A 14,981-nucleotide genomic window follows, 5' to 3' on the forward strand; every position below is an offset into this window, starting at 1 on the left:
TCTCAATTATTCTAAACACTAACGGACCTTGGGGTACTAGTTCTCCACGCTACCGCCCTTTGCTTCTCGGCACGCAACACGCCATACAGTGTCTGTAATTTTCGGCGTGAATATACCATTAAGCACTGATATGCATACATGATTTCGCTCGCACGTTAGCTCGTTTGATGAGATCTTCATCAATAAAATTGACTGGTTTTAAATTGAGAGTAAATGGGTGGGCGAAATGCCCCCAAATTTATACTGCAAGATTGCTAATCCCCCCACCATTAAGTCCGACAAGCCACGTCGCTCACCGATAACAGTAAAAATCTGACGCTATTAGCAAAAAAACAATAAGGACAAATGAATTTGTTACCCGCGTTGATTACTGGTGAGATAAAGTCTCATTCTCAAGATGGATTGTTGTTAAGGCAGTTCGTCGAGAAAAATATCCGTCATATAACTGCAGTACCTTTGGCGAATAACGCTGCACAACAGTTTTTAGATTCAATCACCAAAAAGGAAATACGAATGTTGGCAAGGAACGCTGTATTACTTTCGATGCTGGGTACGCTAGCTGCTTGTGGCGGCGGAGGCGGGAGTTCTTCAACGGATGGGGGAACCCCCTCCACGCAAACGACCACTTATACCGTGATTGATGGGTATCTTGGTGACGCTGAGGTTTACGTAGACCGAAATGCCAACCTGATTGCTGAAAGCTTCGAATTACTCGGCACAACGAACACAAACGGCGAGATTGAGGTTGATAAAAGGGATGAAGCCTACGATCTTATCGTTAAAATTATCGCCGGAAAAACCACTGACTCAGACATAGAAGGAACGGTGGCATTTAACAAAGAGTATATCTCTGCACCTGACAGCCCAGTGATTACACCTACCAGTACACTGGCAAAACTGAACAATATGTCATTGGAGGCACTTTCGAGCGCATTGAACATCAGCGCTGATGATATCTCAGGCGATTTTGTGGCGAATCAAAAGCATCATGCTCATGTGCTTAACCGATCTTTGAATCTTCTGCTTAGTGAAACGTTAGGTGCTTCCAATACCAAGCTTACAGAGATTCTGGAAGACTCCAGAAAACTGGCTGACTACATTAATGCGCAAGCGCCAAACGCGGATTTGTCAGATCTCACGCTGGTCATTAATGAAAGTGGGGGGATTGAGCATTCAACACCTGACAAAGTGCATCGCACCCGCTTTGATTTGGCGGGCATGACGCTGCAATGGGAACAGAAAGATTTCAGCAGCGTCGATTACACAGACCCTTCGGAGCAGGGTTTTCACCCTTGCTACTTAGCAGAGTTTGCTGGCAACCTTTTACTGGTATCAAACTGCTCTCGCGATAAGTACATTACCCTCGACACCGAAACGGGCGAAATCGTGAGTGTGTCGCCAACCCTTCAAAACAACGATATCGCGTATATCGATGGTGAGCATGTCGCTTTGGTCGCCTTCGATGGCAACATTACGTATCTCGACAAAACCCTGCAGCCAGCAATACCGTCTGATGAAGTCTTAACCCGGGAAAACGACATCTTGATTGCGGGCATAGGGAGATGGGCTTTGGTCGACAAAACGGATGGCGGTACTTACAGACGGCTCCGGCGTGACGCACCATCGGCTTTTTTGAACAACAATCATTATTACGAAGCTGAGTTGCTAACCTATCGCGCGGTAGGAGAAGTGACCTCGATATATGCAGACGGAAATTACACGGTTCTCCAAGATGTAATGTTAGGCCCTATTCGTGATGCGGTGATTGAAAAACATAACGCCTCTTCACTGGGTTTTATCGCTGATAACGAGAATACCAAAGTGGAATGGTTAGCCCCCAATGTCTATTTATCCCGCGTTGATACTGATGGTGAAGACAATGGTTATGTCAGCAATGACTATCATTATCTGTACTTCAGCGATGGACGCTTGGAATACCTGGGTCAGATGGATCAGGGAACTTGGTGGCGCGGTGCAGATGACTCTTCTATCGTCTATTACGATGTGTCGAAGGTGGATGGTGAAGGCCATATGTTCAAGCAGTTTTCTTTGAAAAATGGTGAGCAGCTAGCCCAATGGGAACGCACTGCCGATGAGCTTTCTGCCAACCTATACGGCCAGCTTCATACCAAAGCTGGCATCTATTCCAACTCTGATAGCTACTCAACGGTTATCAAGTTCAAGTAAGTTTCACGAAACAAAAAAGCGACGGGAGACCGTCGCTTTTTTGATTGATAGGTGGAAGTGGAAAAACTCCTGGCCGATTTTAAAATCGCAGTCTTTCAGCATGTTGGGTAAATTCTTTAACCGAGTTAGCGGTGATTATCCAGCGCGTTGATATTTTTGAAAAAGGAAGGTCTTTTCAGGTGAGAATGTCTTCAAAGATTCGCAACATTGTGTGCGGGTGACATCAAGAAAATGGGGGGGAGTAGCTTAGTGTGTAAAGAGAGGCTGTGTGAAAATCTTGGTGGGATTTCCATCAATTTTAGTGATGTGAGCACTAATATCGACAAGCCTACCTATTAAACCGTGTAAGAGTACTTAGACTGATAATCTGAATATTTAACAGTCAGATGCAGGGATAGAGATGATGGATTTTGTTCAACCGTACAGCGATACCGTTTTGGTATTGGGGCTTACCGGTTTTATCTTTTTCATTCAGTTGATGGTTGCCGATGTGGTGCGGCTTAAAGCGAAATGTGTGCCGGGCTACCCGATAGAGCCAAGCCATTCGAGCATCTTGTTCCGGGCGACCCGCGCTATTGAAAACAGTAACGAAAGCGCAGCAATTCTGATCCTTTTCTCTCTGTTTGCCATTTTCTCTTCTGCCGACCCTGAGTGGGTAAATACCAGTGCATTTATCTATTTCGGCGGACGTGTACTCCACATGCTCTGCTACTACCTAAACTTAAAACTCGGCCGCAGCGTAGCCTTTGTTATCAGCTTGGTAGGCTTGCTGGGCATGTTCATTGCGGGGATTAAAGGTTGGGGCTAATTATTGTTTCACTGGTGGTTGGCGTTATCGTCAGCTACCTGATGTTCAGTGTACCGAAAGACAAACGAAGTCCTTTATGGTTTGGGGCCTCGATTGTGTTGGTGATAGGTATCGCCATCTGTTCTTACCCACTGGCGACACCTCATATTCTGGTTTCTGACTACTTGCCGATTGAGCAGTGCGAAACCACAGACTATGAACTGCGAGATTACCGCACCCCAAAAAACACAGATGTTTTGGATTTGGCGAAAAGCCAGCAAACCTTTTCTATGACCATTGACGGCAACCTGGGTTATTGGGCTGGTGACAGAAATCAGCTGAAAGCCAGAAAAGGGCAGACCGTTTCCATTACACAATGTCCGTATTTCGGTTATCCGCAACTGTCGAACATGGTCGCGCAAATCGCGTTAGCAGATACTGTGATTTATCAATATCGTACTCAATCAGAATTTGAAGAACAGGCCGACACCGACAAGCGGTTTGGCTTTATCGGCTTCCCGTTGTTTTTGCTGCTGTTGATTGTGCTGAATATTTATCTGCGCCGTGATGGTTAAGGACAGTAGGGAGGAATTTTAGTGAAAGCCCGTTGCCCTGAGTGTGAAAGCGATACCGAGACATTACCCCACACAGGCGTTTGTCCGACATGTCATGAATTCTCAAATGATTGGATCATCGATGACTGGGCGCAATTCGTGAAAATGAAGAAATTCTTGATGTGGTGCGACGTAGGAATGTTCGTAATGGCATCCTTGTCTCTGGGGTTTTGCCTTTTCCTGTCCTCGGATGATCTGGTGTTGTGGCTAGTCAGCCTCGCCATTATTCCTGCGTCTCTCAGTTTCCACTCCAACTATCGCGCTGTTAAAAGACCAGATAAATACCAGGGGCATACGAGTAAGGATTTAAGTTCCTGGATCCCACTGATCTGATGAAAACAAAAGCGCTGCCCGTGTAGAAACGAATGAGCAGCGCTTGGGGTTCAGAGTTGTTAGCTCTTGGCGAATAATGCCCGGCGATTAAAGTACGCGAAGACTCTTAATCCAGATGTTGCTGGTTTCACCGGTTTTAAAGTTCAGTCTCGGCGAGAGATAGATGTCTTGAACGTTATTCAGGTTCAGCGCAATTTTCTTGGTGCTTTCTGGCGCCCAGCTAGGTTGTTGGAAGTCATCGGCGTTCAGTTGAACCGTCGTCCATTGTTCAGAAGCCGGGATAACGGTTTGATAGTGCGCGTAGGAACCATCGCCACTTGAACCGAAGTCTGACTGAGAAAACTTCACTGAAACGTCTGACTCAGAGCGGTAAGTGATCTCTACCACTGTCACGCCGGAAAGCGCAGTATCTGTCGCGCAAATTAATTCCACGAACGGCCAGTTTTTCCCTTCTTGTTTGGCCGACAAGGTGAACTCGACTTGAATCTCACCATCTTGAATCAGAGGATCCGCCGCTCGGAAACTGGAGCCAAAGCTGTCTGTCGCCGCTTTCCAACTCGCAACATCAAGCAGGTTCTTGCCCTTAATGCCATCTGCGGTTTGAGCGAGTGGTGCCACTAATACCGCAAAGAGTAACGTCGTGAGAAGGATAGCGCCGTTTAAAAAGCGCTTGTTGTTGATGAGATTCATAATAAAAAACCTATATTGTGTGTGGTTTCACCAATATGGGTTTGGCTTAAAAAATAGTCACTTACTGGTGAGTTGAAGTACGAGTGGGGTCATCTCGCGGCTGGGTTAGAAGAGATATTTGCGACGCGTTACGTCTTACTGACTGTCGACTGATATTGTTTCAACAGCCCTGAAATATCGTCCTTGTATTCATAGAAGGCGTTGTCTAAATCACCGAACCCTTCGCTGATACTTTCTAATTCTTCCTGACGTTCAAAACGGTTGCTAGATGGCATTCCCTTGGGGAACCGCATAGCGGCTTGTTTTAAGAGGTTTGCTGTATGGTGAGCGTTGATACATTCAAGAGCAGCAATGGTTTCTTGGGTGAAATCGCCCGCGGAATTGAAGAAGAATTGGTCGAATCCGCCGTTGTTGACTTCTCTTTCCAACTCATCAATCAGGTCGGCAATTGAGGGTGCTTTCATCAGACTTCCTTCATCTCAAACCACTCCCTGAACCATTTGGCGAACTCGCGCGCGGGTGGTTTTAGTGGCACGTCTTTTCTTGAAACCAAGTAGTAGCTGGAAGCTGAAGGCATGGAGTGTTCGCCGATTCTTATCAACTCTCCGCTGGCAATGGCGGATTCTGCCAATACGCTGCGGGCGAACAATACGCCGTGCCCTTCAATGGCTGTTTTTTGGGCGTATTGGTATTCGTTGAATCTCAGGCTTTTGTAGCCTTCTACGTCGAAGTCTTCGAATTTACTGAGCCATTGTTGCCAGCCGGGTTGGACGTTCACCAACTGTGGGCTGGAATCGATAATCATGGCGGAATGGTCAAGCAGCGTTTTTAAATCGTCGCTTTGGACGCGCTCCAACAATTCAGGGCTGACGCAGGGGAAGATCTCTTCGTCGGCGATTTTTTCGAACACTAAGCCTTCATCATAAGGCTGATAGGTATAGCGAATGGCAAGGTCGAGAGATTGAGCACGGAAGTCGACTTTGCTGTTGTTGGCGTCCAGCGTCAGGCTGAGGTCTGGGCAGGCGGCGTAGAAGTCGGGTAGGGCTTCCATCAACCGCAAATAGGCGAAGGATGAAATAGCACTAATGGTAATTTCACTGCTGGCAGCGGCAGAACGAATTTGGTGAGTGGTGGCGAGCAGTTGGTCGAAAGCGGTGGTGCTGGATGCTGCAAGTTGGCGGCCGATATCTGTCAGTTCCAGTTTGCCTCCGTTGCGATGAAACAATGGCGCACGAAACCAGGATTCCAGCTGTTTGATGCGCTGGCTGACAGCCGAAGAAGTGAGGTTAAGCATCTGTCCTGCGCCAGCGATGGTGCCGCTTTTTATCACGGCATCAAACGACACCATGGCGTTCATCGGTGGAATATCCTGAAACTTGCTCTCGTCCATTTTTCTTCCTCGTCATCCTTTGCGATAGCAGGTGTTTAGCTGCGCTTAATGCCCGTTAACTATGATAAATATCGCGAAAGGCGCTTTGCCGTTAACGTCTTCATGATGCTCGCACACAGGCGAAGCGAGCACAAGGAGACGAAATGATGCAGCCAAATACTATCGGTAAAGTAGAAATGATTCTGGCGATGATGCTTTCGAGCACCATCGGCGTGTTTGTGTATGAATCGGGGCAATCAGCGCTCAATGCGGTGTTTTATCGCTGCCTGTTTGGATTCATGTTTCTCGGCTTTTACGCTTGGGTACGCGGTTATCTGAATGCTTCGAAGGTCACAGCGAAAGAGTGGCTGTTGATGCTGGCAGGTGGCGTCACTCTGGTACTGAATTGGTGTTTTCTGTTCACCTCTTTCAGCTTCGCACCGATTGGGGTGACGACGGTGGCGTATCACACCCAACCCATTTTTGTGTTGTTGATTGCGGCGCTGTTTTTGCGTGAGCGGTTTGAGGCGCACAACTGGTTTTGGGTGCTGGTCGCGTTTTCTGGCGTGTTGATGATTGTGGATCCGTTCTCCAGCGGTTGGAGTGAAAACCTGCTCTGGGGGATTGGCAGCGCCATGGTAGCAGCTGTGTTGTATGCGATAACCACCCTGATCACCCGCCAGTTGAGCCACATCAAACCGCACTTGATTGCGACCGTGCACTTGGCGCTCGGCACATTGATGATGGCGACTTTCGCGCCCGTTCAGGAAGTGCCAGCAGCAGGCGATCATTGGTATTGGTTGGCGGCACTGGGATTCTTGCAGACGGCAGTAATGTACATTTTGCTTTATGGCGCATTCCAGAAGCTGGAAACCCCAATGATTGCAGTGCTGGCCTATGTGTATCCCGTCGCGACCGTGATTGTCGATTATCTGGTTTATGGCAACGCCATCACGCCACTGATGTCGCTCGGCATGGCAGCCATTCTCTTCGCGGGTTTTGCAATGAACCGAAATATTCGACCGTTCCAGTGGTGGCGGAAAGCGCAGACCTGCTGATTGGCTTCGGACGTTGGCTTAATAACCACAAGGGACAATATTATCCCTTGTGGTTAATCAGAGTGATTCGAGCCAGGCGTTTTAGTGGTAATTAGAAAACAAATTCCATCGCGCTTTTCAAATCGCCTTTGCGCTCGTAAACCCGAATTTGGATGCGATCCTGAGTCACGCTCACTTTGGTGAAGTTATCGCCCGAGTAAACATCAGAAACGGCACCTAACGGATAGGCGTTGTCATCAGTGGAAGAAGCAACGGAGCCTTTGAGTTTGAACTTGCTCCGTTTCATGTGCGGATATGGCCAATAGAAGGCCGAAGAAATAATGGAATAGATGTTTAATGGTGGTTCACCGGGCTGGGCGATATTGAGCTCAGCAGACATGGAGCAGTGGACATCACCCGCGAGAAATACGACTTTCTGCACATTGTTGTCGCGGATGCAGTTGATGATTTGGTCGCGTTGCTGTCTGTAGGCGCTCCATTTGTCGTCGTTTTCTTTCTTTAAGTCCGGGAAGAAGGGGACAGAGGTCGCGACGAATTTTACGCGACCAGAGCCATCCGCCAACCAAGCCAACAGTGCGTCCATTTGTGCTTCACTTATCATCTCTTCATCTTCTGGGTCCCGCTCAGTGCGGGTGTCTGTCACGAAGAAATCACAGCAGCCGTCCTGGAAGGCATAGTAATATCGCTCTGTTGAGCCAGACAGTTTTCCATCGTTGTTAATGGAGAGCAGCGGACTGTGGCTCATCTGATAAATCTGATAGGAGTGGATGGCAGCAGGGTATTTGGTCGTCATATCTTTTGAAGTGGCTTTGCTCGGCCAGTTGTCTTCAATTTCATGATCATCCAGCGTCATGTATGTCGGGACGGAGCTCATCAGTTTTCGAATGTGCTCTTGGCTGAAGGCATCTCGATAACGCGCAAGGTACTGGTCGACACATTCATCGGGGCTGATAAAGTTCAGGTCATCGGCGTAGATTTGGTCGCCGACCATCAAAAATCTGTCGACCGATTCCCCATCTTCCATCTGCTTTAAAATCGATCGGAATGTTTTGTCGCCACGATTATCAAACCAACTTCCACCAAAGAGGCGCAATAGGTAACGGCATGAGCCGAAGACAAATTGTTTTGGCGCATGGATATCGTTGCTGGCGGTTTGGAATTCGCCTTGGTCTGCATCTTTCCAATCCCACTTTGTGGATGCTTTGAATTCATCGAGTTCTTTATCAGAGAAGACCCAGCCAACCTGGTAGATGTATTTGGTGTCAGGCTCTAAGTCCTGAAAGACGGCTATCCCAGTCATATCGAAGTTTGGGTTCATTTTGAAGATGGAAGGAGAGCGGAAGCTGCTGCCTGCTTTACGTATTCGCGCTACACCAAAGGCTCGCCTTGGCTGTCCGTTATCAAGTTTCTGGTGGTCTGCACGGCCAAATATACGGGCCGTGTTTTCGTCTACGTGACCGACAATGGGGCCGACCGTGAGTTTATTGATTGACGTCATTGCTTATCTCCAGTGGTTGATATTGTTCTTATTAAGTGGTGATGCCCCTGGCTAATTGGGGGTGTATACGAAGTTTGTGTTGAGCGCCCAAGAAGGCATATACACGACTATAACGTGCCACATAAGGGATAAAGTGGTGACAGATCGACTATGGAAAAACGCAAAGGAAAAGATAAAGCGACTTGCGAGTATGAAACACTTGCCTAGATTTCATGCACTTGAACAGGGAGCGAAATCTGAGGCCTTGAATTATGCGTTGGTGGAACAAATAACGGGGTAATAGCCGCCAGTTCTGCGCGGCGCGTTGATAAGCCGGGGCAAATTCATGGCATACAGAAATACTGAAAAAGCGAAAGATGAAGCGGTTGAATGGGCCTTAACCCATGGTATGGCACTCAAACAAACTGCGGATTCTGCAAGGCATCCTGCATTTACCCTTACGCCGACGGCTATTGATCAATCCCGCTATGAGCATCTGACCTCTTCCGTTCACTTGCTGGGCAAACTGGTGCATGCGGTGTCGGAAGATTCGCATTTTCTTCATCACGCGATTTCGCCTATTACGACGGGCAATATCTTTTTCCGTGCACTGCTGAAAATGCATCAGCAAATTCACCAAGGTGATGAGCCTGCCCGAAGGGTACCGCTGCTCATGATGCGTAGTGATTTTATGGATGACGCAGAACTGGGTCCGAAGCTGGTGGAGTTCAATGGTATTGCAGCGGGTATGGGGCCGTTTGGTCAGCGAATCCATGAATTGCATGATTATCTAACGGTTCAATGGCCCGCGCCTTACGAAGAATGGGCGGCTGAGAAACACGGGGAGTTGGTGGAAAACCGCGCTTTGGAAGGGCTGGCAGACGGCGTCGCGACGGCAACCAAATCAATCAAATCGCACTTTGGCGACGAGGGAAGGCCAACCTTTTTGATGGTGGTGCAAGATCATGAAGACAATGTGTATGACCAACACTTACTGGAACATGCACTGCAAGCCCGCGGAATAAGAACTGTGCGTCGTACCTTCCGTGAACTCTATGATGGTCTGTTTACCGGTAAAGGGCATCGCTTATTGTTAGACGGGATTGGTCCGATTGATTGTGTTTACCTGCGGGCGGGCTATCAGTTCAGTGATTATGTGGCACATGACATCATTGATGTCGCCTGCTGTGAAGCGCTGTCCCAAACCCGCGTGATGATTGAAAAGCACCATGTGGCGGTAAACGCGACGGTTAGCCAGCAATTGGCGACCAGCAAACGTGTTCAAATGCTACTTTCCTCAGCATCTGCAGAATCCTTGATGCAGTTCGGGCTGACGGAAGAAGAAGCACAGACTGTAAAGCATTTCCTCGGTGAGATGGTCGCGGTTGACGAGAGCAGCGCGCAGCTTGTGGCGGAAAGCGATGTGGATGACTGGGTACTGAAAAATCAGGGAGAAGGGGGCGGGCATTGTGTATTCGGTGATGACATTGTCGCCAAGCTAAAAACGCTCGACCCACAGGAATACCAAGCCTGGGCATTGATGCGTCGTCTCCACCCAAAGCCAAGAGTTCAGCCTGCGCATTTGGTGCGCAAAGGCGAAATCTATGTGGTGGATGATTTGATCAGTGAAATCGGCTTGTTTACCGTGCACCTGAATGGAGAGCCTGTTGTTGATAATGGCGGCTATGCCGGATACCTCATCCGCAGCAAATCCTCCAAAGTGACAGAAGGCGGCGTTCACAGTGGCATGGGCGCGCTGGATTCGTTGGTGTTTAGTGCTACCAACCAGTCAGCCTAAATGGTTCTTTATCCCGTGTCTTAAGGCTAGAGGAAATACAAACAGCAAATGTTCAAAGGATGGTTTTGTGCAGAGCATCCTATTGGTTGGCTAGCCTCATCTCGGTATCAAGGTTGTCTGGATGAGACAATGTCTTTTCTGATTCAAATACGAATTGTTGATGCACATTGTTAGAAGCTTTGATCGCGGGAGTTGAGTCCAGCTGAGATTCAATTGGCGTTGTCTTTACATCCAACAGCTCTACCCCCCAAGCTTCTGTCTTGGGAGAACCAGATTGGGCAGCATTCAAATGGTCGCTACTCGGTGAACCCAGCAAGAAAACAGTCAAAAGCAAAACTGCACAGCTCGTGATAACAACTATTTTATCTACTGTTAATCCATTCAATTTATTCACGCCTTTTGATTCCATGGCAAAGAGAGCAAATCGGTTCGAGAGTGACCATTCGTCCCAGTAAGATGGGAGGGCAGTGTATAGAAGAATATGAGGCTTAGATTTTAAAGCACGCCAATTGCGAGCTAGATGGTGTTGCGTTGTTAAGTGAGTGTATGAAGGGGCAGGAAATAGGGAGTCAAATTCGTTTTATGGCCTGAACGCCATGATGAATTCTTTGTTGTTTTGGCTAATGACTTCGACGCACATAAAAAATCCCACGCGATCGCGTGGGATTTTCCTAAATGACCTCAAAGTTAGGTTCACGGATTAACCGAATATAAAGTGATCTTCTGTTAGGTACGCAGCGTCTGTATTACTGAGTGTGATGGTAAATGATCCGTCATTCGAAGCGTTATCTACCGTTGCTTCGATGACAGTGTCGGTGCCTTGCTGAGAGATTTGAAGCTGGCTGTAATCCAGTGTTGCTTCATGAAGCTTGAATGCAATGAAGTCTTCATTCACGTCAAAATCTGTAATGGAGTCGTGCCCGAAGTCGTTCTCGAACTGTGTCGTATGATGGAACATGAAGGTGTCGCTACCTTCACCACCTGTCAGTAAGTCATTGCTCCAGGTTCCTTGCAGCGTATCATTGCCTTTTCCTCCATCTAACACACCACTCCCTTCAATATGGTCATTGAGGTCAGTACCAACAACGTTATTGCCGTTCAGGAAGAATTCAGTATTCGCAGAGGTTAATTCCGAGATATCTGTATTCAGTAGTGTCACAGAATGACCTTCGGCGATATCGATGACAGTGTCAGAACCAGATTGAGCGAATTGCAATGAGGACAGATCAATGTCTTGGGTTCCGAAAACGCGATAAGAAATCACCAAAGCGTCTTCAGTGGCGTTGAAATCTCGGATTGTATGGTCATAGTCGCCGTAACGCCATGTGGTGACAACAAACTCTGTATTACCAACCCCCGTGGTGGAGGCATTCCAAGCTCCGATGTAGAAAGTATCTGCACCTTGACCACCTGTTAAGGTATCACTACCCAAGCCAGCGTAAAGCTGGTCATCACCGTTCCCGCCATTCAATATATCGTTGTTGTAACCACTGGAGTTATCTGGTCCCGCGACAAGAATATCGTTTCCATCCTCTCCTTTTAGGACGTCGCCATGTTCACCGCCGATGAGTATGTCATCACCACTACCACCACTCAGCCTGTCATTACCGTCATAGCCATTGAGTGCGTCATCACCATTCCCTCCGACAAAAACATTATTTTGCTGAGGAAGGCCGCTGTACTGTGGAGCTGATATGTTGAAGGAAATGTCACGTTCGATGGAGAAATCTGACGCATCTACACCCATCAGAACAGTCTCTTTTCCATTTAACGACACAATCGTATTATCACCATCCTGAGTAACATCAATGGCATATGATGAGGCGTCAACATTCAAACCTTCTAGATCGGGGTCGGCATCAAATCGAAGATGATCGATACCGGGTTGAAAGTCGGTGATATACTGCGGCGAATTGTCACCACCCTCAACATTAAACACGAAAGTGTCTTCCCCTAAACCGCCAGTAGAGACGTCGCTTGCAAAACGCGCATCATTACCGTCACCTGCATCTGTGTAACGGAATTCTCTGGGGCCACTAATCCCTGACTGAGTTTCGACGAATTGATTGTCGGTTGAGCGAAATGCTAAGAACCTATCAATGGCATTTTGTGAATAGCTCACCATACCACTGTGATCGATGGCGTCATTAAATGAAAAGTGAGCGGAAGTCAGAGAGGTCGCATCAGTGTTATTTAACGTGATTGTCGAATCTTCAGAAAGCGTGATGACAGTAGTCATACCCACCTGGTCGATCGTCAGTTCGCTAAAATCCGAGGCAATTTGATTATCGATACTGATCACGTCTTTATCGAGTTCGAAATCAACAATTCGATCGTGGCCTGAGCTTATCGAAATATCGCTACCTTTTTCTAAGGTAAAGTACAAATCTCTATTTAATACGTTAGCTCCAAAGAAGAAAGTATCACTTCCAGAACCTCCAAACAGCAGTTGGTCGTTGTGGTTACCAGCCAGTAAGTCATTACCATCACCGCCCCAAAGGCGGGTGCCCTGACCGAGGCTGCCGACAACAAGTAACGCGTCGTCTCCCGTGCCACCTAATGCCTTGTCCTGGTTCCCTAGGCTGATCAGAACGTCGTTATCTGAACCACCGCGGAGCGTGTCGTTTCCATAACCTTCAATCCAATCTCTGCCAGCACCGCCTATCAAAGTGTAGCTAGCGTCGACATTGCCGATTAACATGTCGTTGCCCGCACCGCCGACAGCCTTTTCGCTGTTTGTGATTTGGTCATTTCCTTCGCCGCCATAAGCTTGGTCATTTCCTGACCCACCGCGAATGCTATCGTGGCCTGATCCACCATCAATAAAGTCATCTCCAGCATTACCAGATAGTAAATCAGAGCCACCGAGCCCATATAAGAAATCGTTACCATCGGTGCCTTCGATGGCATCGGCACCTTCAGTACCGGACTGAGAGAGTATGGTATCCGCTGAATAGAGAAATTGTGTTTGCGCTGAAGTCTCATCACTGGTTTTCGATGATTTATCTGTAGAATCCAACATAGTTGAAGACATATTTTCTTCCTGATTATTATTGTCCTGATGTAGAAGGTTTAAATTAACAATCGAGGTGGGAAAGTCTATCTTTTATTTTAAGATCTAGGTTTTAAATTCATTTGTGTTTCATTAATAAAGCATTGAGTTATAAATTATGAATTTGAAAATTTCAAAGGTGATAACTTATTCTAATCGGCGATGATAATTTATTTTAATCAATGGCGGAGATTATAGTTGCTTGTCTATATAAGTGGGTAAATTAAAATGTTTCATGACTCATTGAGGTTGGATTTCTGGTCGCCATAGAGTCTATATAGAGATAACATATTGTAGGGGTAGGCTTTTTCTTCCGCTAGTTCAGTTGATTTTTATGCCTATTATTCCATGCAGTAAAAGTGGGGGTGTCGCTTTGATTGGGTGAATAATTTGGTGGTTTTTTTGAGGTGGAAGTCAAGTGTATAAAAGAATTGTAAGCTTGAATTTAGAAATTGCTTCAAATTCGAGTTGGTTAGGGTTGTGTGGCTAGGTCAATAAAAAGCACTAATAAGAGAGATGAACACGAATTATGGCTTACATATCATTATGAATTCTTGTTCAAGTTCATCAATACGAATAAAGCCGAGCTTTGAGTAGAGTTGCTGTGCTGGATTGGTTTTGATAACACTTAATTGCACAGTCGAGTTGGTTTCTTTAGCAACACCCAATAGGTTTTTAATTACACTCTCTCCAATACCCCTGCCTTGATAGTCAGGGTGAACCTGGATCTGAATCAGCTTCCACATATTGGTCTCTAAACAATACGCGGCTTTTATCAAACCAATCGGCTTGCCTGAATACTCGATGATCTTTGCGCAGTCGAACTGGTAGCGAATTCGTGCTTCGTAATTCTCTCTGGACGTTGGCATTCCAACCTGTTCAAGGTACTTTCGCATCGTCAGGTCTCTGAGTTCGAAAAGAAAGCCCATGTCAGATTGATTGGCTTTGCGGAGGGTAATTTGCATTGCAGTTCCTTTTGGTTCGCTGTTTTACAGCGAGCTTCTCAAGAGATATCTAACCGTTTAACCATTTCTAAATCATTCAGTGTGATATTCCCACTGCGTTCTTTGTTGGATTTCCCCGTCGCTTCAAAACCAAGCTTGTTGTAAAAGTTAATTGCTCTGTGGTTTGTATCCAGTACCCATAGTGAAACAGATACAGCTTGAAGATGCTGAAGCCTTTCCTCGCATTCACTATAGAGAGTTTTCCCTACGCCTCGGCCTGTGGCCTTCGGCGACAAATAGATGCTTGTTAATTCATAACTATTTGGCATCGGGGAACGAATATCCTGTCCAAAACTCGCGAAACCAATCAAGTTGTGGTTTTGCTCGGCGACGAGAACATGTGCGAGATTTTTGCTGATGATTTTACGCCACAAAGCTACACGCTTTTCGAGTGTTTGGGCTTTTATGTAGTCTCCAGGAATGAGTCCTTCATAGGTCTGTATCCATGCGTCAACATGGATTTGGGCAATGTTACTGACATCCTCGAGCGATGCATTCCTTACCAAAACATTCATCAATGATTTTTCTTTTATTGAGCCTTGTTGAGTGGATAGGGGCTGTTGACTTTTGGTGGTTAAATTTTGTTCTAGCCATAAGCGTTTTAGGCGCGGC

13 protein-coding genes are annotated in these 14,981 nt (G+C 46.9%); 5 read left to right on the plus strand and 8 right to left on the minus strand.

Going from position 1 to position 14,981, the window contains the following annotated elements; all coding sequences use genetic code 11:
* Positions 1 to 513 precede the first annotated feature (513 nt).
* From RN22_RS12740 to RN22_RS12750, 3 genes are all read left to right on the plus strand, one after another.
* On the plus strand, positions 514 to 2,187 hold the full coding sequence (locus RN22_RS12740) for a hypothetical protein (protein ID WP_046304782.1): 1,674 nt from the start codon (positions 514 to 516) through the stop codon (positions 2,185 to 2,187).
* A 400-nt stretch (positions 2,188 to 2,587) separates the two neighbouring features.
* Positions 2,588 to 2,995 carry an MAPEG family protein gene (locus RN22_RS12745; RefSeq protein WP_197076293.1) on the plus strand — a complete coding sequence of 136 codons (408 nt, stop codon included), beginning with the start codon at positions 2,588 to 2,590 and terminating at the stop codon, positions 2,993 to 2,995.
* Positions 2,986 to 3,549 (plus strand): hypothetical protein, encoded by a 564-nt coding sequence (locus RN22_RS12750; RefSeq protein WP_046304787.1) that lies wholly within the window; start codon positions 2,986 to 2,988, stop codon positions 3,547 to 3,549. Before RN22_RS12745 ends, RN22_RS12750 begins: the two co-directional genes overlap by 10 nt.
* Before the next feature lie 459 nt (positions 3,550 to 4,008).
* Here the strand turns inward: RN22_RS12750 and RN22_RS12760 are convergent, their stop codons facing one another.
* The 3 genes from RN22_RS12760 to RN22_RS12770 all read right to left on the minus strand — a co-directional run bounded on the left by RN22_RS12760 (position 4,009) and on the right by RN22_RS12770 (position 6,001).
* Positions 4,009 to 4,611: a hypothetical protein gene (locus RN22_RS12760; protein WP_046304792.1), complete on the minus strand. Its 603-nt coding sequence runs from the start codon at positions 4,609 to 4,611 to the stop codon at positions 4,009 to 4,011.
* A gap of 128 nt (positions 4,612 to 4,739) precedes the next feature.
* Positions 4,740 to 5,075 carry a DMP19 family protein gene (locus RN22_RS12765; RefSeq protein WP_052737539.1) on the minus strand — a complete coding sequence of 112 codons (336 nt, stop codon included), beginning with the start codon at positions 5,073 to 5,075 and terminating at the stop codon, positions 4,740 to 4,742.
* A complete protein-coding gene (locus tag RN22_RS12770; RefSeq protein ID WP_046304794.1) occupies positions 5,075 to 6,001 on the minus strand; it encodes a LysR substrate-binding domain-containing protein in 927 nt (308 codons plus the stop codon). Before RN22_RS12770 ends, RN22_RS12765 begins: the two co-directional genes overlap by 1 nt.
* 143 nt (positions 6,002 to 6,144) lie before the next feature.
* Here RN22_RS12770 and RN22_RS12775 point away from each other — a divergent pair, with 143 nt between their 5' ends.
* Positions 6,145 to 7,038, plus strand: coding sequence for a DMT family transporter (locus tag RN22_RS12775; RefSeq protein WP_046304796.1), 894 nt, complete (start codon positions 6,145 to 6,147; stop codon positions 7,036 to 7,038).
* Positions 7,039 to 7,129: 91 nt separating this feature from the next.
* Here RN22_RS12775 and RN22_RS12780 read toward each other — a convergent pair whose 3' ends face one another.
* On the minus strand, positions 7,130 to 8,536 hold the full coding sequence (locus RN22_RS12780; RefSeq protein ID WP_046304797.1) for an alkaline phosphatase: 1,407 nt from the start codon (positions 8,534 to 8,536) through the stop codon (positions 7,130 to 7,132).
* A 325-nt stretch (positions 8,537 to 8,861) separates the two neighbouring features.
* Between RN22_RS12780 and RN22_RS12785 the strand changes: the two genes are divergently transcribed.
* Positions 8,862 to 10,313 (plus strand): glutathione synthase, encoded by a 1,452-nt coding sequence (locus tag RN22_RS12785; protein ID WP_046304800.1) that lies wholly within the window; start codon positions 8,862 to 8,864, stop codon positions 10,311 to 10,313.
* A 79-nt stretch (positions 10,314 to 10,392) separates the two neighbouring features.
* On the opposite strand, the gene RN22_RS12790 is transcribed toward RN22_RS12785, so the two are convergent.
* From RN22_RS12790 to RN22_RS12805, 4 genes are all read right to left on the minus strand, one after another.
* Positions 10,393 to 10,707 carry a hypothetical protein gene (locus tag RN22_RS12790; RefSeq protein WP_156168203.1) on the minus strand — a complete coding sequence of 105 codons (315 nt, stop codon included), beginning with the start codon at positions 10,705 to 10,707 and terminating at the stop codon, positions 10,393 to 10,395.
* A 306-nt stretch (positions 10,708 to 11,013) separates the two neighbouring features.
* Positions 11,014 to 13,347 (minus strand): calcium-binding protein, encoded by a 2,334-nt coding sequence (locus tag RN22_RS12795; protein ID WP_046304803.1) that lies wholly within the window; start codon positions 13,345 to 13,347, stop codon positions 11,014 to 11,016.
* 545 nt (positions 13,348 to 13,892) lie between these two features.
* Positions 13,893 to 14,330, minus strand: a complete 438-nt coding sequence (locus RN22_RS12800) for a GNAT family N-acetyltransferase (protein ID WP_046304805.1) — start codon at positions 14,328 to 14,330, stop codon at positions 13,893 to 13,895.
* Positions 14,331 to 14,368: 38 nt separating this feature from the next.
* A partial coding sequence (locus tag RN22_RS12805) for a GNAT family N-acetyltransferase (protein WP_156168204.1) occupies positions 14,369 to 14,981 on the minus strand: 613 nt, incomplete at its 5' end.

Origin of the sequence: Grimontia sp. AD028 (assembly GCF_000973155.1) — a bacterium.
GTDB lineage: Bacteria > Pseudomonadota > Gammaproteobacteria > Enterobacterales > Vibrionaceae > Enterovibrio > Enterovibrio indicus.